Origin of the sequence: Halobacillus trueperi (genome assembly GCF_003386945.1) — a bacterium.
GTDB classification, from domain to species: domain Bacteria; phylum Bacillota; class Bacilli; order Bacillales; family Halobacillaceae; genus Halobacillus; species Halobacillus aidingensis.
This window is the reverse complement of the sequence record NZ_QUAE01000013.1, coordinates 13,276-38,881: the sequence shown is the minus strand read 5'-3', so window position 1 is coordinate 38,881 and position 25,606 is coordinate 13,276. Positions and strand designations below refer to the sequence as shown.

The 25,606-nt window shown below is 44.0% G+C and carries 30 protein-coding genes and 1 pseudogene; 14 read left to right on the top strand and 17 right to left on the bottom strand.

The window, feature by feature from the left end; translation table 11 throughout:
* Positions 1-75 precede the first annotated feature (75 nt).
* The gene (locus DYE48_RS14580; protein ID WP_115824257.1) at positions 76-633 is read left to right on the top strand and encodes a GNAT family N-acetyltransferase; all 558 of its coding nucleotides are present in this window, start codon (positions 76-78) and stop codon (positions 631-633) included.
* Positions 630-1,445 (top strand): protein phosphatase 2C domain-containing protein, encoded by an 816-nt coding sequence (locus tag DYE48_RS14575; RefSeq protein WP_167449518.1) that lies wholly within the window; start codon positions 630-632, stop codon positions 1,443-1,445. The genes DYE48_RS14580 and DYE48_RS14575 overlap by 4 nt, the downstream gene beginning before the upstream one ends.
* Positions 1,446-1,573: 128 nt before the next feature.
* On the opposite strand, the gene DYE48_RS14570 is transcribed toward DYE48_RS14575, so the two are convergent.
* From DYE48_RS14570 to pxpB, 5 genes are all read right to left on the bottom strand, one after another.
* On the bottom strand, positions 1,574-2,239 hold the full coding sequence (locus DYE48_RS14570; protein WP_115824255.1) for an O-methyltransferase: 666 nt from the start codon (positions 2,237-2,239) through the stop codon (positions 1,574-1,576).
* A 693-nt stretch (positions 2,240-2,932) separates the two neighbouring features.
* Positions 2,933-4,123: an NRAMP family divalent metal transporter gene (locus DYE48_RS14560; RefSeq protein WP_089653283.1), complete on the bottom strand. Its 1,191-nt coding sequence runs from the start codon at positions 4,121-4,123 to the stop codon at positions 2,933-2,935.
* A 51-nt stretch (positions 4,124-4,174) separates the two neighbouring features.
* Entirely contained in the window at positions 4,175-4,948 is a 774-nt protein-coding gene (locus tag DYE48_RS14555; RefSeq protein ID WP_115824253.1) for a LamB/YcsF family protein, read from the bottom strand.
* A gap of 12 nt (positions 4,949-4,960) precedes the next feature.
* Positions 4,961-5,962: a 5-oxoprolinase subunit C family protein gene (locus tag DYE48_RS14550; RefSeq protein WP_115824252.1), complete on the bottom strand. Its 1,002-nt coding sequence runs from the start codon at positions 5,960-5,962 to the stop codon at positions 4,961-4,963.
* The gene (gene pxpB / locus DYE48_RS14545; RefSeq protein ID WP_115824251.1) at positions 5,959-6,678 is read right to left on the bottom strand and encodes a 5-oxoprolinase subunit PxpB; all 720 of its coding nucleotides are present in this window, start codon (positions 6,676-6,678) and stop codon (positions 5,959-5,961) included. Before pxpB ends, DYE48_RS14550 begins: the two co-directional genes overlap by 4 nt.
* Before the next feature lie 216 nt (positions 6,679-6,894).
* Here pxpB and DYE48_RS14540 point away from each other — a divergent pair, with 216 nt between their 5' ends.
* The 3 genes from DYE48_RS14540 to DYE48_RS14530 all read left to right on the top strand — a co-directional run bounded on the left by DYE48_RS14540 (position 6,895) and on the right by DYE48_RS14530 (position 8,533).
* Positions 6,895-7,344, top strand: coding sequence for a DUF2188 domain-containing protein (locus tag DYE48_RS14540; protein ID WP_115824250.1), 450 nt, complete (start codon positions 6,895-6,897; stop codon positions 7,342-7,344).
* An 81-nt stretch (positions 7,345-7,425) separates the two neighbouring features.
* Positions 7,426-7,638, top strand: coding sequence for a DUF2188 domain-containing protein (locus DYE48_RS14535; RefSeq protein ID WP_089653273.1), 213 nt, complete (start codon positions 7,426-7,428; stop codon positions 7,636-7,638).
* A gap of 700 nt (positions 7,639-8,338) precedes the next feature.
* A complete protein-coding gene (locus DYE48_RS14530) occupies positions 8,339-8,533 on the top strand; it encodes a YwbE family protein (protein WP_089651673.1) in 195 nt (64 codons plus the stop codon).
* 83 nt (positions 8,534-8,616) lie between these two features.
* Here DYE48_RS14530 and DYE48_RS14525 read toward each other — a convergent pair whose 3' ends face one another.
* The 6 genes and pseudogenes from DYE48_RS14525 to DYE48_RS14500 form a co-directional block, all read right to left on the bottom strand.
* A complete protein-coding gene (locus DYE48_RS14525) occupies positions 8,617-9,015 on the bottom strand; it encodes a hypothetical protein (RefSeq protein WP_115824249.1) in 399 nt (132 codons plus the stop codon).
* 420 nt (positions 9,016-9,435) lie between these two features.
* Positions 9,436-10,437: pseudogene (locus DYE48_RS14520) on the bottom strand (acrylyl-CoA reductase family protein).
* 21 nt (positions 10,438-10,458) lie between these two features.
* On the bottom strand, positions 10,459-10,650 hold the full coding sequence (locus DYE48_RS14515) for a hypothetical protein (protein ID WP_115824248.1): 192 nt from the start codon (positions 10,648-10,650) through the stop codon (positions 10,459-10,461).
* Positions 10,651-10,762: 112 nt separating this feature from the next.
* Positions 10,763-11,404, bottom strand: coding sequence for a hypothetical protein (locus DYE48_RS14510; RefSeq protein WP_244199442.1), 642 nt, complete (start codon positions 11,402-11,404; stop codon positions 10,763-10,765).
* Between the two features lie 60 nt (positions 11,405-11,464).
* Entirely contained in the window at positions 11,465-11,596 is a 132-nt protein-coding gene (locus DYE48_RS14505; protein WP_115824247.1) for a winged-helix domain-containing protein, read from the bottom strand.
* 266 nt (positions 11,597-11,862) lie between these two features.
* A complete protein-coding gene (locus tag DYE48_RS14500) occupies positions 11,863-12,591 on the bottom strand; it encodes a hypothetical protein (RefSeq protein ID WP_341865620.1) in 729 nt (242 codons plus the stop codon).
* Positions 12,592-12,745: 154 nt separating this feature from the next.
* Here DYE48_RS14500 and DYE48_RS14495 point away from each other — a divergent pair, with 154 nt between their 5' ends.
* Positions 12,746-13,306, top strand: a complete 561-nt coding sequence (locus DYE48_RS14495) for a M15 family metallopeptidase (RefSeq protein WP_115824296.1) — start codon at positions 12,746-12,748, stop codon at positions 13,304-13,306.
* 38 nt (positions 13,307-13,344) lie between these two features.
* On the opposite strand, the gene DYE48_RS14490 is transcribed toward DYE48_RS14495, so the two are convergent.
* From DYE48_RS14490 to mreBH, 4 genes are all read right to left on the bottom strand, one after another.
* Positions 13,345-14,265, bottom strand: coding sequence for a ketopantoate reductase family protein (locus DYE48_RS14490; RefSeq protein ID WP_115824246.1), 921 nt, complete (start codon positions 14,263-14,265; stop codon positions 13,345-13,347).
* 21 nt (positions 14,266-14,286) lie between these two features.
* A complete protein-coding gene (locus DYE48_RS14485; protein ID WP_089651679.1) occupies positions 14,287-14,658 on the bottom strand; it encodes a DUF1428 family protein in 372 nt (123 codons plus the stop codon).
* A gap of 26 nt (positions 14,659-14,684) precedes the next feature.
* Entirely contained in the window at positions 14,685-14,990 is a 306-nt protein-coding gene (locus DYE48_RS14480) for a hypothetical protein (protein ID WP_089651680.1), read from the bottom strand.
* Between the two features lie 583 nt (positions 14,991-15,573).
* Positions 15,574-16,581: a rod-share determining protein MreBH gene (gene mreBH, locus DYE48_RS14475; protein WP_115824245.1), complete on the bottom strand. Its 1,008-nt coding sequence runs from the start codon at positions 16,579-16,581 to the stop codon at positions 15,574-15,576.
* Positions 16,582-16,744: 163 nt separating this feature from the next.
* Between mreBH and DYE48_RS14470 the strand changes: the two genes are divergently transcribed.
* Genes DYE48_RS14470 through DYE48_RS14450 form a run of 5 tightly spaced genes read left to right on the top strand, consistent with a single transcriptional unit; the run spans position 16,745 to position 19,696 of the window.
* Entirely contained in the window at positions 16,745-17,488 is a 744-nt protein-coding gene (locus DYE48_RS14470; protein ID WP_115824244.1) for a YkgJ family cysteine cluster protein, read from the top strand.
* Entirely contained in the window at positions 17,478-18,119 is a 642-nt protein-coding gene (locus DYE48_RS14465) for an MOSC domain-containing protein (protein WP_115824243.1), read from the top strand. The genes DYE48_RS14470 and DYE48_RS14465 overlap by 11 nt, the downstream gene beginning before the upstream one ends.
* 13 nt (positions 18,120-18,132) lie before the next feature.
* Positions 18,133-18,588, top strand: coding sequence for a nucleoside deaminase (locus DYE48_RS14460; RefSeq protein ID WP_115824242.1), 456 nt, complete (start codon positions 18,133-18,135; stop codon positions 18,586-18,588).
* An 11-nt stretch (positions 18,589-18,599) separates the two neighbouring features.
* Positions 18,600-18,971, top strand: a complete 372-nt coding sequence (locus DYE48_RS14455) for a DnaJ family domain-containing protein (protein WP_115824241.1) — start codon at positions 18,600-18,602, stop codon at positions 18,969-18,971.
* Between the two features lie 59 nt (positions 18,972-19,030).
* The gene (locus DYE48_RS14450) at positions 19,031-19,696 is read left to right on the top strand and encodes an SOS response-associated peptidase (RefSeq protein ID WP_115824240.1); all 666 of its coding nucleotides are present in this window, start codon (positions 19,031-19,033) and stop codon (positions 19,694-19,696) included.
* A 656-nt stretch (positions 19,697-20,352) separates the two neighbouring features.
* Here DYE48_RS14450 and DYE48_RS14440 read toward each other — a convergent pair.
* Positions 20,353-21,744, bottom strand: coding sequence for an alanine/glycine:cation symporter family protein (locus tag DYE48_RS14440; protein ID WP_115824238.1), 1,392 nt, complete (start codon positions 21,742-21,744; stop codon positions 20,353-20,355).
* 221 nt (positions 21,745-21,965) lie between these two features.
* Between DYE48_RS14440 and DYE48_RS14435 the strand changes: the two genes are divergently transcribed.
* From DYE48_RS14435 to DYE48_RS14425, 3 genes are read left to right on the top strand one after another with little or no spacing between them, the layout of a single operon-like run.
* Positions 21,966-22,433: a low molecular weight protein-tyrosine-phosphatase gene (locus DYE48_RS14435; RefSeq protein WP_115824237.1), complete on the top strand. Its 468-nt coding sequence runs from the start codon at positions 21,966-21,968 to the stop codon at positions 22,431-22,433.
* Between the two features lie 11 nt (positions 22,434-22,444).
* A complete protein-coding gene (locus DYE48_RS14430) occupies positions 22,445-22,774 on the top strand; it encodes a YtxH domain-containing protein (protein ID WP_115824236.1) in 330 nt (109 codons plus the stop codon).
* 22 nt (positions 22,775-22,796) lie between these two features.
* A complete protein-coding gene (locus tag DYE48_RS14425) occupies positions 22,797-23,627 on the top strand; it encodes a YihY/virulence factor BrkB family protein (RefSeq protein ID WP_089651691.1) in 831 nt (276 codons plus the stop codon).
* A 46-nt stretch (positions 23,628-23,673) separates the two neighbouring features.
* Here the strand turns inward: DYE48_RS14425 and DYE48_RS14420 are convergent, their stop codons facing one another.
* Positions 23,674-25,584 carry a heavy metal translocating P-type ATPase gene (locus DYE48_RS14420; RefSeq protein WP_115824235.1) on the bottom strand — a complete coding sequence of 637 codons (1,911 nt, stop codon included), beginning with the start codon at positions 25,582-25,584 and terminating at the stop codon, positions 23,674-23,676.
* Positions 25,585-25,606 lie beyond the last annotated feature (22 nt).

The following is a 25,606-nucleotide window of genomic DNA, read 5'->3' as shown; positions in this document are numbered from 1 at the left end:
CGTACTTTTTTTGCAGGAAGAAGCGAGGATTCTGTCGAATACAAATGATCACAGATAAAAAGGGGGAGAGGACCAATGTTTGAACACAGAATCGATGAAGAATTATCACTGAAAATGATTGATCACCGCGATGCGGAAGAGCTATTCGAATTATCAGATCGTTCCAGGGACCACATAAAGACATGGCTTCCATGGATCCATTTTACGAAAGAAGTCGAAGATACAAGGAATTACATAAAGATGAGTTTACGCCGCTATGCAGAAAACAACGGTCTGACTGTTTGTATTCTTTTTAAAGGAAACATCGCAGGTGTCATTGACTTTCATGAAATTGATGAGAAAAACAGAGTTACAAGCATCGGCTACTGGATGGGGTCCGATTACAAAGGGAAGGGACTGCTTACACGTTCTTGTAGAGTCCTTTTCGACTATGCGTTTGAAACGCTGGGGATGAACCGCATTGAAATTCGAGCGGCATCTGAGAATAAAAAGAGCCGGGGAGTGCCGGAGCGTTTGGGTTTCAAGCAGGAAGGTATCATCCGTCAAGCAGCCCGGCTTTATGACGAATATACGGATCATGTGGTTTATGGGATGTTAAAAGAGGATTGGGTGAAAAAGGAGGTCGTTACTTGAACGTCATATCCGTAGAGCATATCCAAAAAAAGAGCCCGGTAAAAAAGGAATGTGAAGATGCCCTGGTACTAAACGAACAAGCTGGTATTTATGGCGTTTTAGATGGGGCTACCCCCCTCGTCTGTTTTGAGGATGAAGCAGGCCATAATGGAGCATACCTTGCCGCACAAATTTTCAAAACTAAAATGGAGGGGTTAAAGGGTGGAGAAGGGTTAAGGCATGCGGTAGAAGAAGCGAACCTTCATCTGAAGGAAGAGATGGAAAGGCATGCTGTCAAGACAGACCTCGGAGAAGAACGTTGGTCCACATGTGTGTCTGTTGTTGAAATCAAGGATGACCACATTCATTATGTCCAACTTGGAGACTCTATGTTTCTCATAGAGGATGAGGCTGGAAATTTTACTGTCGTCACAACGGACTCTGTAAAAGGAATTAGCGAAAGAGCGAAGCAAAAACGTGCCGAAAGAAGAGAGGGCGGGGAGGAAATACCTCCCGAAAGTTATTATGATATACGAATAAACAAGCTTCGCTACAATCGTCGGCTCGCGAATGTGGAAGGCGGCTATACCGTTGCTAATGGAATGCCTGAAGTGATGGACTATCTTGATCAGGGAGTAATAGATAGAAAAGGTATCCGAAGCCTCTTACTTATTTCTGATGGTTTCTTTCATCCGGAACTTACCCTCGAAGAGACGTATCATAGAATCCGAGAAGTAGGGTTGGAAACCTATGTTCATGAATTGACGGACCACCTAAATAAACATTCACTCCATATCGATGACAGGACAGCGGTGTGGATCAAATTCAAGTAGAGGCTGGGACAAAACCCTTTTAAAATGAATAAAACGCAGGAAATCTTATTTGAAAATCTTGATTTCCTGCGTTTTTATATTGATAATTTGAACTGGTAACCGATTATTTTTCACTTATGTCCCAGCCTCTACTTTGTTACGACCGCAAGGACAAAACCGTCATACCCTTTGCTTCCCACAGTCTGAAAGGCTGTGGAATCAAGTTGTGGGTGATTATTTAATAAGTCAAACATCTCTCGTATGCCCATAATACTCTTATCCTTGCTTTCTGAGTCGAGCAGTCTTCCATCCCGGACGACATTATCTACTAAAATTGTCGTTCCGTGTTTAGATAACTTAAGAACTTCTTTGATATAGTGAGGATTATTATTCTTATCCGCATCGATAAAGATAAAATCAAAGGGTTCACGCCCTTCTAATGTGGGCAGAGCATCAAGCGCGGGACCGACAATCACTTCTACCTTATCCCTTACTCCTGCCATTTCCATATTCCTGGCGGCCACTTCCGCATGCTTCGGATTAAATTCGAGAGTAGTGACATGACCATTTTCAGGTAGGGCTTTCGCCATCCAGATGGTGCTGTATCCACCGAGTGTGCCAATTTCCAATACATTTTTCGCGGCTTTCATTTTCACGAAAAGTTGAAGCATCTTCCCTTGGGTGGCAGACACGTCGATGGAAGGGAGTTCTGCTTCTTCGTTTGCTTTTAGCACGTTCTCCATGACAGGGTCTGCGGGAATTAACTGATCGATAAAGTATTGATCCACTTTCTTCCAAGTATCCAAATTACTCAACCAAACCACTCCTTATGTATAGGTTTCTTCCAGTGTAATCCTCTTCCATTAAAAACACGAGCAAAAAGGTTCTTTGGATAACCAGTTCCCTTATTAAAGTATATGGCAGGATTGTGGAAGACTCAGTTTCGAGACTTTTGTCGAGTGTATGGGGGCTACGGGGAATAGCTCGCTTTCCGCGGGAGCGCGGTGAGCCTCCTCGGACTGCGTCCTGCGGGGTCTCACCATGCACTTTTTTCCCGCAGGAGTCTCGCCATTCCCCTCCGCCCCTAGTCAAATAAGTGTGTAGAAACAGCTTCTGGAATCATTTGCTCCTACTCACAGCGAAAGTGGAAATATATATACTATAGCCTCTAATTCTGGATGTGAAAGCTTGATATAAAGCGTTTTATAACTGCTTCTGATTGGGAAGGAGACAGCCCATCTTGGTATAGGGGTTCGTTTCACACATACATCAATTGGGGTGATTGGGAAGCTGCGAGACTCCCGTGGGAGAAGGAGATAGGCGAGATCCCGCAGGACGTAGTCCGAGGAAGCTCGGCGCTCCCCCACAGGAAAGCGAGTTGCTTCCCAGCCACCCCCACCGCTCAACACGGTAAACGAACCCCGAAACATCTCGATACTAAGTCTTCTACAAACGGGAGCTTTTGTGTATGAAAAAAGAGCTCAGTGGGACTGAGCTCTTTGGGAAGGTTAACCGAATAGTTTTGGAATGCCCTGGATGAGTGACATGACGCCCATGTATGACATGGCAATGACGATCAGGACTCCGAAGATGGTCAACCATAGCGGATGTTTGTAATCTCCGACAATTTTTTGTTTATATGCCGCAACCAGCATAACACCTAGTGCAATTGGCAGAATCAAACCATTTAACGAGCCAACAAGGATCAATACTTTGACAGGCTCACCGACAGAAACGAAAACGGTGGTTGAAATAACGATAAACGCGACTATGAACCATTTGTGATGCTTGTTGATTGTTTTATTAAAAGTACGAATGAATGAAACGGAGGTGTAAGCGGCTCCGACTACAGAAGTTACGGCAGCGGCCCACATGATGACACCGAAGATTTTGTAACCGACATTTCCTGCTGCTGCCTGGAAAACAGAAGCGGGTGGGTTTTCAGGGTTTAGTGTGAAACCTGAGGCTACAACACCTAAGGAAGCAAGGAAAAGGAAGATCCTCATGACGGAAGCAATTCCGATTGCCGACACGGAACTTTTCGTGACTTGTGGGAGTGCTTCTTTTCCTTTCACCCCTGCATCTAGAAGACGGTGGCCGCCGGCGAAGGTAATATATCCTCCAACGGTTCCACCGACGAGCGTGATGATAGCCAGAAAATCAATGGTATCAGGGACGAATGTTTTCGTTACGGCTTCTCCAACAGGTGGTTGGGCAGAGAACATGACAAAGATCGTTAGTGCAATCATGACAAATCCTGCAATCTGTGCGAATCGGTCCATGACTTTCCCAGCTTCACGCACGAGGAATACGGCGACGGCGACAACGCCGCTGAATAATGCCCCCATTTCAGGCGAGATTCCGAAAAGTACATTGGTACCAAGGCCAGCCCCTGCGATATTTCCAATATTAAAGGCTAATCCACCGGCAACAATCAGTACAGATAGAAATACTCCAAGGCCTGGGAGTAGGTTATTGGCGATGTCCTGAGCCGGTTTTTCCGATACGGCAATAATTCGCCATATGTTCAGTTGGGCCCCGATGTCTATAATAATGGAGATTAAGATGACAAATCCGAAACTTGCTGCAAGTTGTTGAGTGAAGTGAGTCGTTTGTGTTAGAAAGCCAGGACCGATGGCGGACGTTGCCATCAGGAAAGCGGCCCCTAACAGGAGACTTCTTGTCGATTGTTCCTTCATGGAGTAGCTCCTTTGCTATGTTTATTGTGATATATGTTTTCTATTGTTTGCTTATTTTGTGATAAATTCACCAATGGATTGGAGTGTGATTCCTGATTCTTTCAAGGCTTTTGTAATATAATTGGCGAAATCGATGGCGCTTTCTCCATCACCATGGATACAAATCGTGTGCACATCAATATCGATATCCGTGTCCTGTACGGTATGGACTTTGTTTTCTTTAATCATGCGAATCACTTGTTCAACCGCTTGTTCGTGATCGGTGATGAGCGCGTTTGGCTCTCTTCGTGAAGTAAGTGATCCATCTTGTTGATAGGTACGATCCGAGAATACTTCGCTTGCAGTCTTAAGTCCTTGTTCATGTCCGGCCTTCACGAGTTCACTTCCGGCCAGTCCAAAGAGAACTAGTTCTGGGTCCACATCGTAAACAGCTTTGGCAATGGCACGTGCCAACGGTTGATCTTTCGCAGCCATGTTAAACAGAGCGCCGTGGGGTTTGACGTGTTGTAACCGGCCACCTTCCGTATCGACAAATCCTTTGAGAGCTCCGATTTGATAGACAACCATATCATAAGCTTCTTCTTCAGAAATATCCATTGGTCGTCGCCCGAACCCGGCTAGATCTGGCAGGCCTGGGTGGGCTCCAATTCCAACGTTATGCTCCAACGCTCTCTGCACCGTTTTTTTCATAGTGGTAGGATCCCCGGCGTGATATCCGCATGCAATGTTCGCGGATGTAACGTATTTTAAGATTTCTTCGTCGCGGCCAATGGTATAGCGACCGAAACTTTCTCCCATATCACAATTCAAATCGACGATATGCATGGAATCTCCTCCTTAACGTAGTTTTGTTTCTATTCCTCTTTGTAACTGTTTCAAGTTTTTTTCTTTTTCTAAAAGCAGGCGTTGAGCTTCTTCATGAGTAATAGGTGAGAAACTGACACTTTCCCCTGGGCGCATTTGTGCGATTCTCGGCAAATCGATGGAAGCCACTTGTCCGATCTTTGGATAACCACCCGTGGTTTGGTGGTCCGCTAATAGTAAGATCGGATTTCCATCTGGAGGCACTTGAATGGTGCCGAATGTAACGGCTTCTGAAACGATATCTTTCTTATTTTCAAGATTTAAAGCCGTGCCGTTTAATCGGTATCCCATTCGGTCTGATTTCGAATCGATTTGAAATGGCCCGTTAAAAAAATCTTCTTTACTCTGCTCTGTGAATAAGTCAAACTCACGGCCAGGCATGACTCGGATCGGCTGGTCATTTTTTGTATAATTGGTGAACTCAGGACCGACGAACCAGGAGGCTTCTTTAAAAGATAAAGCTTTGTCCGCAGTTTTGAGTTGTTCTTTCAAATGTTGAGGTTGAGAGTCGAGATGACCAAAACGGAGCTGGTCTCCTTTTTCTAATGTCCGTCCATCAAAACCACCCATGTTTGCCCGTAGATATGTAGACGAGCTTCCCATGACTTTCCGCACCTGAAATCCTCCGGCAATGGAAAGGTAAGTTCTGAACCCTTTCTTGGGTTGGCCGAAACGAAGCTCACTTCCTTTTTTTATGTACAAAGGTTTCCACATGGAAACACTGTCACCGTCAATCATGGGTGTAAGGTTACCACCGCAAATAGCGATGAAGGCATCTTCTTGAAATTCAAGGACAGGCCCCATGAGCGTGATTTCCATTGTAGCAGCATCGGCAGAATTTCCGACGAGGAGGTTCGCGATCCGGTGGGCCTGTGGATCCATGGCGCCACTGACAATAACTCCATCCTTTTGATAGCCATACCGGCCTGTATCTTGAATGGTCGTCATCAATCCTGATTTTAATACCGAAATCATTGGCCGCCCTCCTTTAATTGGTCATATTCCGCTTTATCAATACGTGTAAAACGAATGCGGTCTCCTGCTTGAAGGAGAGAAGGTTCATCTTTGTCAGGTTCAAAAAGTTTGAGTGGAGTTCGGCCGATCAACTGCCATCCTCCTGGAGTTTCGATAGGATATACTCCTGTTTGCTCTCCTGCAATTCCAACTGAACCTGAAGGGATAGAGAGCCTTGGATCATCACGGCGAGGGGCGGCGATTTTTTTATCCATTCCTCCAATATAAGGAAAGCCAGGTGCGAATCCTATCATATAAACAAGGTAATTCCCCTTCATGTGGGTATCTATGACTTCTTCTTCACTCATGCTATTGTGTGAAGCGACAAAGGAGAGGTCCGGGCCCCATTCGCCTCCGTAACACACAGGTATTTCTATTGTCCTCTCTTCAGAATAATAGGAAGAAGATTGGGATAATAAGGCTAATACTTCTGTTCGAGCCCATTCATAGGGAAGGATCTCTTTTGAACTTATTTGTATTTGTTTAGCTATGTAGAAGGGGTTATAAAGAATGGTTAGAGTAGAAAAAGCTGGGATGTATTCAATCATCCATTTGGGCTTTTGTTCATCTAGTTTTGCGGCAGCTTGACGTACTTGTTGATTGGTCTCCTCATTTATAGATTCTCCAAAATCAATAAGGAGAGCCTGATCTCCAAGAGGATGAATGCTTATATTCAAGAAAATACCTCCTATGCTCGATTAAAATAGTGATGGAAAGCATCCAAAATTTTGGTAATAAAATATCAAAGTATGTCATTTTTTCTAACTTATCGACGTTAATATCGTATCTTATTTTTCCTCTTGTTTCAATTCGACGAAGGTCCCCGATTGGTTTAATGACGCTTTGTTGAAGGGAATGATAAAGATAAACAATCAACGAGGAGGACGATTAAAATGCCATGGGATACAGACGATTATCCAAGTTCTTTTAAAAATTTGGAGACATCTATTAGGAAAAAAGCGATTGATATAGCGAACGCCATGATTGACGAAGGGTATAAAGAGGGGCAGGCCATCCCTATTGCTACAGAGCAGGCGAAAGAATGGTATGAAAATGCAGATGAAAAAGAAATCAATCGTGTAAAGCAAATGAGCGATAAAAACCTGAAAACAAGGGATGAAGAAGGAAGGCAGGGAGAGAGTCGTCCAGAACTCCTGGAAAAAGGACAGCATGTAGTCGCACACGAAGAAGGTTGGGCAGTTAAGACGGAAGATGCAAAACAGCCATCCGATGTTTTTGACAAAAAGCAGGATGCGATTGACCGAGCGAAAGAGATTGCTGAAAACAAAGGCACACAAGTAGTGATCCATAAAAAAGATGGAAACATTCAGGAAAAAATGTAAATGGATGGAGAATCTTAGGTTTACGACTTATCGTTACAGGATATATAGGTTATATAATAATTATTCAAGGAGGAATTCAAAGTGGCTGAAAGTAGAAATCAAGCAGAACATGTAGTTTCTCATGAAGAAGGTTGGGCAGTAAAAGCGGAAGGTGCGGAACAACCGACGAAAGTGTACGAAAACAAACAGGATGCGATTGATCGCGCGAAAGAAATCGCTCAAAACAAAGGGACTCAAGCGGTCATCCATACAAAAGAAGGTAAAATTCAAAATCAATTTAATTACAGCAGTTAATCAAACATAAAAAAAGCACTCTGAAGCGAGTGCTTTTTTTATGTTCATCTTTATAAAAGTAAAGTTATTATTCAACTAACTGGCAGAATTGTGGAAGACTCAGTTTCGAGATGTTTTCGGGGTTCGTTGCCATGTTGAGCGTCAGGGGTGGCTGGGAAGCTACTCGCTTTCCTGTGGGGGAGTGGCAAGCTTCCTCGGACTACGTCCTGCGGGATCTCGCCTATCTCCTTCTCCCACGGGAGTCTCGCAGCTTCCCAACCCCCCCCACTCGAGAGATGAGATAAACGAACCCACGTACACGAATGGAGCGTCTTCCATAATAACTGCTTTCTAGTTGAGAAGCGCTCTATAGCAAGCGTTAGAGTATAGTTTACTGCTTGTTTGAGAGTTGAATACACCAACTCCCATTACGATAGAGGGCCGCTTATTCTGGAAGTGGTTTCGAGATACTCTTATGGTCAAGGGGCGGAGGGAAACGGTGAGACTCCTATGGGACGTGTGGGACAGGTGAGACCCCGGAAGGCGAAGCCTGAGGAGGCTCAGCGCCCGCCCCATGGAAAGCGAACTGTTTCCCGGAGCCCCTAAACTCCAACAAACATCTCGAAACTGAGTCTTCCACAAACGGGAGCTTTAGTTGAATAAGTGACGGGTTGGGGAATTGTGATAGAATACGGGAGAGACTGAATGTGGAGGTTCCAAAATGAATGGACAAAAAAGAAGTGACATTAAAATAGGGGCAGAAGTAGATATCGTCCTGAAAAAAGACCAACGAACAGGTGCGCTGACCAGCGGGAAAGTAAAGGATATTCTCACAAAGTCCCCGAACCACCCTCACGGAATAAAAGTACGCTTGGAAGACGGTCAAGTCGGTCGAGTGAAAAACATACATTCCTAAGAATAGCTCCATTGCAAAAAGAAAGAGCTCATGAAAAAACATGGGCTCTTTGACTTTTAGAGAGATATTTAAAGTAAGTATGGTTACATATGGCTCTTTTGTTTTTCAAAATTTCTATATGGCATTTCAATCGTAAAAAAAGCACCATCTTCATCTTCTGTAATCGCAAGAATCGTGTACTCCGCACCGAAGATTTGCTCCATGGCATAGTCCCCGTTATCGAAAGGCTCGCCATCAATGGAAAATCCGGTTTTCAGCAATGTATGACGGTCTTCTTCTGTGAACTTACTGATTTCATTGAGTTGGACCATCGGACGGACGAGTGTGTCTCCTTCAGGCTCATCAAGAAAATCGTAGTTAATCTGTATGTTTACCAAATTCCGGGCTTCGCCGAGCATATCCAGTACGATGGTTTTGAATTCTGATAAGTCCATAAGAAAGCGGACATCTTCCGGTTCAATACGGTCTAAGTACCGGGACATTTCTAAGCCTCCTTCTATACTTCTATGGCTTATATTACCATGAACGAATCTCTTTAAACCTATATAAATTGGAAAAGCGAGAAGGACTGCAGTCCTTCTCGCTTTGTATACTTTCGGAAAATATCAAGTTTTACCTACTTGTTTTTAAAACAAGTGTTGTGGAACTTTGTCCATGTTAATGCCGCGGTTCAAAAATTCTACATGGTAGTTTTTGGCAACTTAAACGACGCAATCCCTACCTCTATTGCATCCTTACAGCTCCGAAGCTGATCCAGTGTGATTAAGTTGTATCAAAACGTAGCAGAATGCCAGTCTCATACAAATCACTCTTTTCTTTTCCGAGTTACCTTCTTTTGAAGGCACTATCAAAACATTATAAGCTCTATATTTATAGTTGTCAATAGTATACGTTTTGGGAAACTACCATCCATTCATAAGATTCACGATCGACCGACCGCGTGTTTTTCCTTGTAGAATATTTTCGACTGTTTCAGGAACTTCGTCCAGAGTATGAACGACTTTAATCCGGTCGAAGACTTCTTTGGTTTTTAAGTCATTGGCCATGCGATGCCACACTTTTTTTCTAAGGTTCATTGGGCAATTGACGGAATCAATACCAATAAGACTTATACCCCGTAAAATAAAAGGGTAAACCTGTGTCGGCACTTTAGTACCTCCTGTTAATCCGCTTACCGCTGCAGAACCTCCATACTTCAATTGACCAAGAAGGGAGGCAAGCTGTTATCCTCCAACAGGATCGACAGCGCCAGCCCAACGTCCGCTTGCTATGGCTCGAAGCTTTCCGTCATAAACCTCTTCACGAGAAATGATTTTAGAAGCGCCTAAGTCTTTTAAGTATTCTTCATGTTCAGGGCTCCCTGTGCTCGCTTCCACGGTATAACCCCTTTTAGCAAGCATAGCAACTGCAATGCTGCCGACACCGCCGGAAGCTCCTGTCACCAGTACGGGTCCCTGCTCAGGAGTCAAGCCGTTCTCTTCTAATCGGTGAAGGGAGAGGGCAGCGGTGAAACCGGCTGTGCCGTAAATCATCGCTTCTTCTGTCGTTAATCCTTCTGGAAGAGGGACGACCCATTCGGCCGGGATGCTCGCGTATTCACTATACCCACCATGATGGTTGACGCCGATTTCATAACTGGTAGCGATCACGGAATCGCCCTCTTTAAATTTTTCATCAGAGGAACGAACCACTTCTCCGGCCAAATCAATGCCTGGTATAATCGGATAATTTTTGACGAGGGGGTTATCCGGTTGGGTAACCATCCCGTCTTTGTAGTTGATGCTGGAATAATGGACTTTAATTAGAACATCGCTTGAAGGCAGGTCCGAGAAAGAAAGTTTTTGCACCGAACCATGTATACCTTCTTCGCTCTGATCGACTTTATATGCCTTGAAACTTGTCAACGTTTCACCTCATTTCCGATCTTAAGGACGAAGGTCCTCATCGTAGTCTTCTTCCGTAACCGAGTCCTGTTTGGATTTTCTTCCTTTATTCTGTTCTCGTTCTTCTTTTTTAACTTCTTCATCAGGAATGCCGTCAATCAAGCGTTCTTTTTTTAGTTTTTCTTGAAAACTTTGGTCGTTTTCAGATACTTTGTTTCGTTTTTGATCAGCCACTCTTTCACCTCCAAAAAATGGGTGTCTCGGTTATGATTCCTTTTTCAATAAGGATTTAAACGTTGATCAACCAAGGAAGGCATGAAAAAAACCGCTCATATTATGGCGGCTTTTATTTATCGGTGAATTTATTTTTTATGGATTGGAATAGGGGAGTTTGCATTAAGTAATCAAACGTTGTGCTGATCACCAGCCCATGAAGGATGACCCCGAGGATGGTGAAGACGACGATGATGATATGTCCCGCCATCGTTTCTGGTTCAAATCCAGACCTCCCGAAGAAGGTGAGGGAAAGGATGGCACTTAGCCACGCATCTCCATAACTGTCTAATTCATTTTCAATTAAATTTAAGGGAATGATCAAAAGGAATACAAGAATGAATGTGGCTCCAGTCACTGTTAAGAGATGCTGCCTTTTAAGGAAACGTATGAAGGGCATTGTGTAATACTTTGTGATGGACTTCAACCTCAAGAGATGAAGGATTCTAGCAAATCTCGCAAACTGAAAAATCGCATCAAGGGGAATGGCGGCGATGACAATGAAGGGGTGTTTCTTTATAAAACCCCATTTGCTGTCAGCTTTATATAAACGATAAAGGAAGTCGAGAAAGAAGATGGACCATGTCGTCCAAACGATCACACTGTTATATCCGGTTTGCTGCCATATAGTGGCGACGGAAAGGGCGGCAAGAGCGATCATGAATAATTCATAGAACGTTTTACTGGATTTTCTAGTCTGTAGTCCCATCGTCATGTCTCTCTCCCTGATTTTGTCGATTCGACACTATTATATCATTCTCTTAAGTGGAGAACATTAATTTTGGAGGATGTAATTAGCCCCGGCCTCTGTGATCTGTGTTCCTGCCCGGTCGCGTTTGATTGTAACGAATCCTCGCTCTTTTAACTCTGTCAACACTCTACGAATCTGCTGTTCTGATAAAGGGATGGATTCGTCTTGAGAAAGTTTTCATAGATTTTTTTGCGGCTTGCATTAATCATTGATTCATTTAACGACCAGACGATTGCTAAAACTTTTTTATTCATTTGAGCATCCACGAGACTCCTGGTAGGAAAAGAGTCCTAGCTGAGACCTCGCGAGCAGAGGTTGAGGATGATACTGGACTCCCGCGGAAAGCGGGTGGTTTCTCAAAACCTAATAAAAGTATCGAAAATGAGTCTTCCGAAATAGGGAGCTATTGTGGGAGGTGAGATTTATAGCTTCAGGAACTTTCTAATTCTGTACCATTTTCTTGAGATTAAGATTTTCTTAGGTTTGATGAAGCCGTCCCTAAACTGGTAGAGCTCGCCGTTCTCTTCTTGAATCCCCAGCACCTCCGACCTTACCTGCTGCTTCATGTACTTCCGGAATGGGAAGGATCTGTATTTCTTTGGATGATAATAAGGTCTGGAATAGAGATGTGGATATTCATAAAGAGGTCCCTCATAAATCAACTGGAGTTCTTCGTGGTCGCGGAAATCATCTGGAGTAACAAGTGCACTGGTTTTGTGAAAAAGATTGGATCCTGCTCGCTTAAGTACTTCAGCTACGAATTGGGAGCAAAAATAACTGGATTTTACATGAATGGGCTGGTTTGTAGGTACCCCTAAGAGACCTAAGTAATTGTAAAAGTAAGTTTTATAGTTTTTAGCGAACGCTTTAAGAAGACGCTCGAGCTTTTGATATTTTCTTCTTGTCATTTTTAATTCATAAACCGCACAAGTCGCGTAAGGATACCAGCTGAAGGTCCCTTGAACAAGGTCTTCCTGAACGAATCCGCCCCAAAAAGGGTTTGTCGGTCGACGCCTTCCGAAACTATATAAACGCTTCATGTTTTTATCTAGGGAGAGAGAAGCATGGTTATAGGGGGCTGCAGTGAATGCTTTGATGGCCTGATTTGTGATCGTACCTGTGTTTGATAGTAATAAGTAGACGGATTTCATAAGGCTCCCTCCAAATTGGATGTTTCTGTAAATATACTATAGGAGACTATGAATAGGAAGTTATTCATTTCTCTATTAAGCTCCTTGTGATATTCTCAAATTAATCACTAAATGAATAGAAGGGAAGCTGGAAGTGCGCATTCTAACGAACCTGATGAACTTTTTCTTTTTTGCTGGCGTGGTTGCTCTAGTAATTTTCTTTTTGGTCCCACAAGTAGAAAAGGAACTTCCTCAAGGTGTTTTTTATAAAAAAGATGTCCCCATGCCCACGAACCTTCACCCGACGGTAGAAAAACGCAAAGATCAGCTGGTCGAAACGGTACAGGAAGCAGGAATTAACATCGTCATTACGGAAGGTCACCGTTCTGTTCAAAGACAAGATAAGCTATATGAACAAGGCCGTTCTTCTGAGGGTAAAATCGTCACTTATGCAAGGGGTGGTGAGTCCTACCATAATTATGGTCTTGCTATCGATTTTGCACTTGAGCACGAAGACGGCCGGGTCATTTGGGATACAGAATACGATGGAAATGGAAACGGGCGATCGGATTGGTTGGAAATTGTAGATGTAGCTAAAGGTCTTGGCTTTGAGTGGGGAGGCGACTGGGAAAATTTTAAGGATTATCCTCATTTGCAAATGGACTTCGGATTATCGATCAGGGAATTGAAAAGAGGAAAGCGACCGGAAGTAGACGAGTATGCAGATGAAGAATAGATAGAAAAGGGTGCCCCCGAGTTGGAGCACCCTTTTTGTCATTGTTGGTATTCTTCGTAAGGTTTGATCATCGCATGGATAGTTTCGATATAAGGCATGCTCAATCCGACTTCGCTGCCTAGGCGTAAAGCTCCGCCATGAAGGTGTTCAACTTCCAGAGGAAGGCCTTTTCGTCGATCTTGATGCATCGAAGAAGTCATTTCATGATCGAATCCACGTAAGCGTTCAAATGCTTGCTGCACTTGCTCGTCTGTCAGACTAATGTTGTGAGCATTTGCGAGTTCTTTCATTTCTGCAAGGATTCGCTCTGCAATACGGAATGTTTGAGGATAACTTCGTACAACACCAATGGGTTGATTAACAGCTGTTGTAATTCCGGAAAATGCAGTGATAAACATGTACTTCTTCCACATGTCCTCTAAAATATTCGTACTTAACGTTCCACTCATATTCGCCTGGTTACACGCGAGGGCAAGTTCTTCACAGATGGCTTGCTGAGAAGTATGGAGCGGGCCAAATACAAGGTCATGGAATGGGCTCGTATGGACAACATGACCAGCTTCATCTAGGGTTGCAATGATGTAGGAAAGTCCACCGATAACAGCTTCCTCTCCCAATTCTTTTTGCAAAATACTGATGTGTTCCATGCCATTTAAAACGGGATACACTTTTGCTCCTTTATTTACCAAAGCTTTCAGCCAGTCCAATGTACCATGAAGGTGGTAGCCTTTGACGGCAAGAAAAACAAGGTCAGGGCTTTCGATTTCCTCTGGACTCCTCGCAATCACAGGATCTGGAACTTCGTAATCCCCCATTTCGCTATGTAGCTTCAAACCGTTTTTTTCAATCTGCTCGGCTCTTCCTTCGCGGACAAGGTTAATGACTTCATGACCAGCTTCCTGCCAGCGTGCTCCAAAATAGGCCCCTAAAGCTCCTGCGCCTAAAACTACGATTTTCATATTCCGACACCTCCGAAGAAATTATGCTTCTAATTCTTTACTGCGTTCTGTTGTAAAGCTTGAAGTAATAATTCTGGTCGTTTCTACAACATCTTTAATGTGATCATCTAAATATTGGATGATATCGTCGAATCCTGCTGTTCTCATGATTTCATGATAATGATCTTCGCTATTGAATATGGATTGACCGAGAACGAGTTCCTCATCTTCCTCCACATCAACAACATTCAAAAATCCCATGGATCCTTGGCTGCCGGTCAATTTATTGGAAAAATAAATATTATGATCGAGAGCACCATGAGACTTTAAGAGATTTCCTGATTTTCTACTCAATTCTATGAATTCATCCAAATTCTTTTGTTTTACTCGAAAAAGGCATATGACTGTAAACATCTCTATTCCCCCTGCACTATAGGTTATCAGGATTTATTATCCAGACTTGTGGACCGTCCAGCATCTATTAAAAGAACAATGGCAGTCACTGTATGCATGACCCAGCCGACAATAGGAATTGCTCCTATGGCGCTTGTGATCATACCGAGAATACTTCCTGCGTAGGAACGCTTATCCTTAGCTGATACTACGAGTGTGATCAAGTGGAAAACAAACATGAATAAAAGTGGCAGCCATCCGTTACTGAAAATGAACGCTCCGCCTGCTATAGGAATAGCTAAGAATGCTTCACTCCCACCTGTTAACCACTTGAGTAAAGAAGATAGTTTCATTGGAATCTGCTCCTTATTGCGTAATCTTTTGCGATAGATGGAAGAGTGGAATAATCGTCCTTATCCTCATCTTTCCACTCCCTGGGTTTTCGAAACATTCTACCAAAAGCGTGAATTAATCTCTACTTTCATTGCGTATTTCGACACAACTTATGCTATTTCCTCTCTTGGGAGGGGATTTTCGTTTTGAATATTGTTACTTTTAAGGTAGTAGGAAGGCAGAAAACAACAAAACCCCCGGGATTGCCGGAGGTTTTTCATTTTTTGAATTTTATTAGAACGCCAGAACTTAGGTTTATGGTTGTCGGGCCTCCCAGTGTGGTTCCACACTTCTGTTTGTCCAGCTCCAACGCCCAGTCCCTCGAGACATAAGTCGATGGCCTCCGTGAGGGAAGATCACCTCACTGCGCCCCTCGTCTTATGCTTGTCGGGACTCCCGGGGCGTCTCCGCATTTCGAATTGTCCGGTTCCACCACCCAGACTCTCGAGACATAAGTCAATCGCCTCCGTGGAGGAAGACCGCTCCACTGCGCCGCTTGTCTTATGCTTGTCGAGTCTCCCGGGATGGTTCCACACTTCATTCTTACTTACTTGCTTTTTGCAGTTTCTGAATCATTTTCAAGCTGCGGCCGGTTCCGATGGCTACGGATTCTAGTGGACTTGGGGCCATGTGTACGGGTACGGAAATTTCGTTGGACAGCCAATCTTGCATGCCGTTGAGCAAGGAACCGCCTCCGGTAAGGATAACACCGTGGTCTACGATGTCTCCACTTAGTTCCGGTGGGCAATCTTCAAGGGTTGCACGAATCGTTTCAAGCAGTTGTTCAAGGGATTCTTTCAAGGCTCCTTGAATTTCCGTGGATTTCAGTTCGATGGTTTTTGGTAGACCTGTAACCATGTCACGACCTCTTACTTCCATCGTTTCTTCTGGGTGCTCGATGAGAGCGTAGCCGATTTCCATTTTGATTTGCTCGGCTGTGCGCTCTCCGATTAATACGTTGTAAGCTTTACGGACGTGCTGGATGATTTCCTCATCCATGACGTCTCCACCTGTGCGGATGGATTTGCAGGATACGACACCACCGAAGGAAATGATGGCCACTTCACTCGTTCCGCCACCGATATCTACGACTACGTTAGCAATGGGTTCATCGACTGGAAGGTCAGCACCAATTGCGGCTGCGATTGGTTCTTCAATCAAATGCACATTTTTAGCACCATAGCTTTTCACAGCATTGTGAATGGCGCGACGTTCTACAGAAGTTGAGCCTGAAGGTGTGCATATAACGACGGTCGGTTTACGCATGGAGATTCCGGATTTTTTGGATACTTTTTTCAAAAGCTCCTTCAACATTTGTGCGGTCATATCATAATCAGCGATGACACCATCTCTTAACGGGCGGACAGGGATGATGTTTCTCGGTGTCTTTCCGACCATTTCTTTTGCTTCTTTTCCTACAGCTACCACGTTTTTCGTTTCTGTGTTGTAGGCGACAACAGACGGTTCGTTAAGTAAAATTCCTTTTGATTTCGAATAAATCAATATATTAGCAGTACCAAGATCGATACCGATTTCTGCGTTTGATAACATGTAGACGTACCTCCAAAGGTGAAATAATCTATTTATATATCTTCTCATATCATAGGATTTTTTTGGGGGTTGAACAACAGGAAATTCGTGGTCGGGGAGAAAGTGGTGTCATAAGTCATCCCCCATGTATAATGGTACTAACGATAGACAGAGGAGTTTTTTTATGAGTTTTTTGAAACATGAAGAGATTATAAAACGGTGTGAAAAAATAAACCAATCGTATGAAATCGATCCTTCTTTTTTCGATGGGATTGTAGATGATTTATTGGATAGTGAAGAGGATACGGAAACTGTGATATTGAGTGGTTTTCAGCGTCTCCTGATGGAAGTAGACAACGAAATCGAGCGGATGGAGGAATTCACCTCCATGAAGCCGAATTGTTTTATGGGGTGTGCTTTTTGCTGCTACTTCCCAATTGTCATCACGAAAATGGAAGCGAAAATGTTGTTTCGTTCCATCGAGAACTTCTCGGAAGATCGAAAAAAAGCGATTTATGCGCATTGGGAAAATTACTATGAAAAACAGCAAGATAAATTGCAAATAGCCATGGCTATGGATTATGAAGCACCAGAGACGAAGCTGGAATACAAAAAGTTAAACCTGCCTTGTCCGATGCTGGATCCAGAGACTCAATTGTGTATGGCTTATGAAGTGCGGCCGATTCCTTGTCGTACGTATTTGAACTATAGTGATCCGCAGGTTTGTGCCGATCAGCATATGCCAAAAGAACCGTTCAGCTATGAATTTCTTTATCAATTTTATTTCGGAAGTATCAATGAGTTAATACAGGCGCTCTATGAAAATGGAGAGGATGTTTTTGTTGATTACCCGATGGATGCGTGGAGTTATGATTACCTTCCAGCCTGGATCAAGCAGTGGAAAGAGGGGAGCTTAAGTGAAGTATAAACTCTTATCTTTGAATGTCGGCCGTCCGGAAACCTATGAAACAGATAAAGGCGAGTTGAACAGTGCCTATCGGAAAACCCCTGTCAAAGGTTCTGTTCATTTAACTTACCTGAACTTTGAAGGGGATGAACAAGCAGATAAAAAGAATCATGGCGGTCGTGATAAAGCCGTCTGTCTCTATCCAGCCCAGCACTATAGGCACTGGGAAGATCACTACAGCCAAGAATTTAGTTTTCCTTCTTTTGGGGAGAATTTGACTGTGGAAGGGATTGATGAACGGGAGGTCCGTATTGGGGATGTTTTTCAGCTCGGAGACGCCGTCCTGCAAGTGTCTGAGCCGAGGAAACCATGCTATATCATCGCCCGCACTCATGGGATCGATGACTTTCCAGCCCGTGTCATGGAAAAAGGGTTCTCAGGATTTTATTTGAGGGTGTTACGGGAGGGAAATGTGTCCCCGGGGGATTACATGACTTTGATTGAGTCCCACCCCGATGGAGTGACGGTGGATGATGTCAATGAAGTGCGCTACCACGATCGAGATAATGCCGCTGAAATTAGACGGATTGTAGCTGTTGAACCACTAGCCGATGGTTTGAAGCAATCTCTAAACAAGCGTCTACAAAAGTGAGGGGGAATAGGTCATGAATCCTTTTTCAGAACGGGCTCTACAATTAGCATTAATGAATGTTGAAGGTGGAGGGCATCCGTTTGGAGCTGTCCTTGTCTGCGATGGAGAAATTATCGCTGAGGGTGTGAATGAACTGCACCTGCACCCAGATGTCAGTGCTCATGCTGAATTGGTTGCAATAAAGAAAGCTCAGCAAGCACGGGGGGCGATTGATTTGAGTGATTGTACGATGTATGCGAGTGGGGAACCTTGTGCGATGTGTCTCACAGCCATGTGTTTTTCTAATTTGAAAAAAGTCATTTACTCGCAATCCGTTGAAGATGCAAGTCGTGTTGGGCTTACCCTTTCAGAAGAAGTTTATCAAGACCTTCAAAAACCGAAAGGCCAACGTGAAATCAAGATGATCCATGAACCAATCGAAAATAAAGAGTTAGATGCAATGAAAGCCTATGGGTCGAAGAAAGGATAGGAGGCAGAAAGATGGATTATGGACATTTGATTGAAGAAAAGATTAAACAATCCATGAAAAAAGGGGATTTCGACAACTTGCCAGGGAAAGGAAAACCGCTGTCCAAAGACGAATTCGCTCATCTGCCTCCAGAACTTAGAAACAGTTACCGGATTTTGAAGAATGCCAACATGCTGCCTGAAGAAATGATCCTAAAAAAAGAGATGGTAGAAATTGAAGATCTCCTAGCCGAAGTTACAGACCCTCAGTTATCCGCTCACTATAAAAAAGAATGGAAAGAAAAAAAGCTTCGCTTCGACATGATGATGGAAAAGAGGAAATTGAACCAGTCAGGGGCATTCAAACAATATCAAAGCAAGATTGACCGGCGTTTCGGATTTTGAATTTGGCCGGGGTTTTACTTTTAGCATTGGCTCACGGTGTAACAAAAGGAGGCGATGATATGTGCGGAAGATACACTCTATTAGCAGAAGAAGCGGAAATATTGAGAGAGTACGGAATAGAAAGACCAATTGACGGCTATGAACCACGGTACAACATCGCACCGGGGCAAAAGGTACTGGCGGTCATCCATGATGGAAAGCAAAAGCGTGCAGGTTATATGAAATGGGGGCTTGTCCCATCGTGGGCCAAAGATCCTAAAATTGGCTATAAAATGATTAACGCCAGAAGTGAAACAGCTCATGAAAAACCCAGCTACAAAAGGCTGATGAGTCAAAAGCGCTGCTTGATTGTAGCGGATAGTTTTTATGAATGGCAGAAAACTGAATCAGGAAAACAACCCGTTAGAATTCAACCGGAAAACCGTCCCCTTTTTGCTTTTGCCGGATTGTGGGACCAGTGGGAGGGGGAGGAAGAGTCTCTTTACACCTGCACGATTCTCACTCAGGATGCGAATGAGTTCATGGCTCCGATCCACAACCGGATGCCTGTCATACTGCCGAAAGGAAGGCAAGATCAGTGGATCGAACCAGTGAAATGGTCACCGTCAGATGCCAAAGGCTTTGTTGAACAGCTGACCATGGACGACCTCCGAGCCTATGAAGTTAGCGACTATGTGAATTCCGCAAAAAACGAAGGCCCAGACTGCATCACCCCCTTAGCGTGACCATACCTTTATTAAATAATCTGGCAGGATTGTGGAAGACTCGATTTCGAGACTTCGGGGTTCGTTTGTCGTGTTGAGCGTTAGGGGTGGCTGGGAAGCAACTCGCTTTCCTGTGGGGGAGTGGCAAGCTTCCTCGGACTTCGTCCTGCGGGATCTCGCCTATCTCCTTTCTCCCACGGGAGTCTCGCAGCTTCCCAACCACCCCATACCATGAAGGTGAGAAACGAACCCTTTCCTGTGGGAGGTGCCTTCCACTATCCTGGTGTTATAAGCATAAAGCGCTCTATAACAAGCTTTTCGTATGCAGAATAGCGTCCTTAGGAGTTCTTTCCCCTTCAATTACCATGGGCATAAAAGCAGTTTATTCCGGAAGTGGTTTCGAGATACTTTTATGGCAAAAGGGCGGAGGGGAATGGCGAGCCCCCTGCGGGAGAAAAGTGCTTGGTGAGACCCCACAGGACGCAGTCCGAGGAGGCTCACCGCGCTCCTGCGGAAAGCGAGCCATTCCCCGCAGCCCCCCTCCACTCAACAAAAGTCTCGAAACTGAATTTTCAAGAATAGGGAGCATTTATAAAGTTGGGGTTTCATCAAAAAAAGAGCTTACAGTACAATTTGTGGCTGTAAGCTCTTTTTGAATGGTTGATTAGATTCTAAGGTTAACCGGCTTGGCGTTGTTCGCGTTCTTGTTGTTTTTCTTTCTTGGCGACTTTCAGGAACTTGTTCGTTTCGGCGGCTACGACCCCGGATAGGAGTAATAGTCCGATCAAGTTCGGGAAGGCCATTAAGCCATTCATGACATCAGCGAAAACCCATACTGTGCTCAGTTGGGATACGGATCCTACAAGGACGAATGCTACGAATACTATCTTGTAAACACCGATGAATCGTTGTTTCGTCAAGTAACCGAAGCATTTTTCTCCATAGTAGGACCAACCGACAATGGTAGAGAAGGCAAAGAAGACTAAGCCTATGGTTACAATATACGCCCCTACATCCCCAAGGAAAATTTGGAATGAAGTAGAAGTCAAGTCGGCGCCGTCCAGCCCGCCTTGATATTGACCTGCCATGACGATCGTTAACCCTGTCATTGTACAAACGATAATAGTATCAATGAATACTTGGGTCATGGATACAAGAGCCTGGCGTCCTGCATAGTCGGTACGGGCAGCAGCCGCAGCGATCGGTGCAGAACCGAGGCCTGCTTCATTTGAGAACACCCCGCGTGCGACACCATAACGAATGACTGTTCCGAGTAAACCGCCTCCAAGGGCACTTGCGGTAAACGCATCATTGAAAATGGTACCAAATGCCGGGATGACCATGTTGTAATTGAGTATAAGTATAATTAATGCACCAATGACATAGAAAATAGCCATGATTGGAACAAAGAAAGCCGTAACTTTCCCGATACTTTTAATCCCTCCAAGCAATACTAAACCTGCCAAAAGGGTCAACAAAACTCCCGTTACCCATGGAGAAACATTGAACGTGCCTTCCATGACATCAGAAACAGAGTTGGACTGTACCATGTTCCCAATTCCGAATGCAGCGACCGCACCGAAGATCGCGAATAAGAAACCGAGAGGACGCCCAAGCCACTTCGTTTTCAAACCGCGGGACAAATAATACATCGGTCCGCCGGACATTTCACCGTTCTTTCCTTCAACTCTGTATTTAACGGCTAGTACAGCTTCGGCATATTTCGTCGCCATACCAAAAACTGCTGTCACCCACATCCAGAAAACGGCGCCTGGTCCCCCTAGGACAACGGCCGTTGCAACGCCAGCAATGTTTCCTGTTCCGATGGTTGCCGCAAGAGCTGTGGTGAGCGCCTGGTAATGAGAAATATCCCCCTTTTCATTCTTTTTCTTCTCTTTGCTTGGTTTAAAAGCAAGCTTCAGAGCGTAAGGGAGCGTTTTAAACTGAAGAAAACCTAGACGAAGTGTCAAATAAACCCCTGTTCCGACTAATAAGATCAAGAGGAACGGTCCCCAGACGATTCCACTTAATTCACTTAAAAAACTGTGTAGTGCACTACCTTCACCCATCATCTTCCCCCTATCCATATAGTTAGTATTCGTCCATATATTAAATATTCCGAAAATTAGCAACGAATGTCAAGGTTATTTCAGTACAAAAATGAAAAAGAACGGTTGATTTCGACAATAAAAGGGAAGATATTTGGGTGAACTGTTTTAGTTGGGCAGGATTTTCGACTCTTTCATAGAAAATAAACAGATGAGAAATACTACATTGGAGGAACATAGTTATGATTCGTGTATTATTCGTCTGTCTCGGTAACATTTGTCGTTCACCTATGGCAGAAGCAATTTTTAAAGATCTGGTAAAAAAAGATGGATTGGACGAAAAAATAATCGTCGATTCTGCAGGGATTGGCCATTGGCATATCGGTGCTGAACCTCATGAAGGGACACGGGCCATCCTTGATGATAAAAGCATCTCTTATGAGGGGATGAGTGCAAGACAGGTGAAGGAGTCCGACTGGGATGAATTTGATTACTTGATTGCGATGGATAATAAAAACATCCAGGACTTAAAAGGAATTCGAGAGAAAAATGATGTCGTGGTCGCTAAACTACTGGACTTCGTTCCCCATTCGAAGGAAAGCGAAGTGCCGGACCCATATTTCACAGGTAATTTTGAATATGTGTATGAGCTCGTCCATGATGGGTGTTTTAAACTTTTAGAGAAAATAAAAAACGATCATAATCTTTGAGGAGGATGTTTATGGGACAGAGCAAACTTTGGAAAGGTGTTTTATTAGGAGCCTTGGTTGGAGGAGTGGCCGCTCTTTTGGATAAGGAAACGAGACAATATGTAGGTGACAAATCACGAACGACAGGTGCGAAGTGTCAAAATTATATGAAGCACCCTTCAGAGGCAATCCACACGATCAGAGTGAACTATGAAGCTTTTTCTTCCCAGGTGAATAAGGGAGTGGAAGATCTTCTGGAATTATTGGATAAGGCGGAGAGTATGCTGAATAAAGTAGGGGAAATTAATCAAGAAGTGAAAGAGCAGCTGAGAGCTGTAGACGATTCAAAAGAAGCTTCTTGATCACAAGAGGTGAGGGAATATCGTGAAGACCATCAAGAATTTTGGCAAAGAGCTGTTTACTCGCTTCGGTGAAGATGATGTCGGAGGGATGGCAGCTCAACTGTCGTATTTTTTTCTACTATCTTTGTTTCCTTTTATGATATTCCTGCTTACACTGCTCGGATATTTACATATTGACGAAGAACGAGTACTTGCTTTCGTCAGTACCTATGCGCCGCCTGAAACGTTCGATTTGATTACGGAAAATGTCTCGTCCTTATTAAGCAGTGAAAATGGAAGTTTGCTATCCATCGGTTTACTAGGCACTCTTTGGGCTGCATCGAATGGGGTCAATGCTATTATGCGAGCATTCAACCGTGCTCATAACGTCAGTGAGAACCGTTCGTTTCTTGTATCACGCATCATCGCGATTGTCCTGACAGTGGCAATGGTTTTCGTTATCGGAATTGCTTTTCTGCTGCCTGTCCTCGGTCATACAATCGGCGTCCAACTGTTTTCCGTCTTCGGACTTTCTGAAAACTTTTTGACGTTATGGAACGGGATGAGGTGGGTGATTTCATCCATCATCTTTTACATCGTATTATCTTTCTTGTACGTTATGGCACCAAATAAACGGTTAAAATACCGTGATACCGTCCCTGGGGCGGTGTTTGCCACATTCGGCTGGCAGTTAGTTTCCTTGTTGTTTTCTTTTTATGTGAGTAGTCTTGGGAATTTCTCTGCGACATATGGGAGTTTAGGTACAGTGATTGTGCTGATGATTTGGTTATACCTTTCAGGAGTCGTCATTATTCTGGGAGGGGAAATCAATGCTATGAGTCATCATCGCAGAACGAAAGAGACATGGGGGTAGAACATATAAAGAAAGGCGGGACCGTGTAAGGTTCCGCCTTTCTTCTTTATTTCAATAGTCGGAGTCCATTCAATATTACAAGAATCGTACTCCCTTCGTGTCCGATGACACCTAAAGGAAGATCAAGGATTTGTAAGAAATTGCTCACAATCAGAAGCATGATTACCGTAATGGAAAAAATAATGTTTTGTTTGATGATTTTGTTCATTTTTTGGGAAACTTGAATCGCTTCACCAATCCTCGGAAGGTCATTTTTCATTAAGACCACATCGGCCGTTTCTAATGCGACGTCCGTTCCTTCGCCCATCGCGACACCGACATCAGCTTCTGCAAGCGCCGGGGCATCATTGATTCCGTCCCCGACCATAGCGACATGAGAGAAATGGTCTTTTAAGGTTTTGATTTCCTGGAGTTTTTGGTCAGGCATACACTCAGCAATATAGTTATCCATTCCCACTTCTTCAGCAATGGCTTTTGCGGTCCGGTCATTGTCACCCGTCAACATGATGGTGTATATTCCATGCGATCTTAATGTTGAAATCGCTGCCTTTGCTTCATTTCGAACTGTATCCTTCAGTGCAAAGAGGCCGACAATTTTTTCGTTTTTTGCCACGAAAATTACGGTTTTTCCTTCTGAAGCAAGGTCTTCTGCGTAGTTATCTTTATAGGCCGTTGCTGCTTCTTTCCCGACAAAATCGGCTTTTCCAACTTTCCACTCTTCGTTGTCATATTGCCCACTTACACCCATTCCGCTATGATCTTTGACGTTTTCGACCGAAGGAAAAGAACAGTCATTCTTTTTCGCATAGCTTACAATCGCCTGGGCGAGAGGGTGATTGGATTCATTTTCAATGGAAGAAACGACAGAAAGAATCGAATGTCCCATGCCCCTTTCTAAGGGAAGGAAGTCAGTGACCTCCGGCTCCCCTTTTGTGAGCGTACCCGTTTTATCGAAGGCGATCGCTTTTAGGTGGGATAGGTGTTCGAGGTGTACGCCCCCCTTGAACAAAATGCCTTGGCGTGCCCCTTTCGATATGGCCGATAACGTTGCAGGCATAATGGAAGCGACAAGAGCACATGGAGATGCTACGACAAGTAGAATCATTGCCCGGTAAATGGTTTCCATCCACGTCCACCCGAATAAAAAGTGAGGGAGGAATAACATAAGGGCTACGACAGCTAATACGATTTTTACATAAGTGCTTTCGAATCGTTCGATAAACAATTGGGAGGGAGATTTCTCACTTTGAGCGTTTTGGACCATGGCAATGATTTTTTGAAAAAGCGTTTCATTTGCTGGTTTAGTGACAGAAACGACAAGACTCCCGTCAATGTTCATTGTCCCTGCGAATACATCTCCAGTTTCGCTTTTGTTAACAGGGAGGGATTCGCCGGTGATGGCACTTTCATTTAATGTAGAGCTGCCTTTCACAATCCTGCCATCTGCAGGGACACGCTCGCCCGGTTTGATTAATATTTGATCGCCGATTTGAAGGGTTTTTACAGGAACCCATTCATACCCGGCATTTGTAATGAGAAAGGCTTCTTCCGGTTGCAAGCTCATCAAAGAAGAGATCTCTTTATGGCTTTTGTTCATCGTGTATGTTTCCAGAGCTCCGCTTAGTGCGAAGATGAAGATGAGGATGGCTCCTTCTGTCCAGTATCCGATGGAAGCTGAGCCTATAGCGGCTAGAATCATAAGCAGTTCTACATTGAGTGATTTTTCTTTTACCGTTTCCTCTAATCCTTCTTTCGCTTTGGCAAAACCACCAATAAGAAAGGCCGTCACATATAAACTGACATAAAAGGAAGGCGCCCAATGGTGTTCACCATACCACGCTAGTAAGATAAGTAATCCGCTGCTTATGGCTGCGATCAATTCAGCGTGTTCCTTAAGAGAAGAAGACGATGGTAATTTCCACCACTTCAAGGAAGGGAAGGTTCGTGATTGATTCATACAATTTTCAACTCCTTTTGTT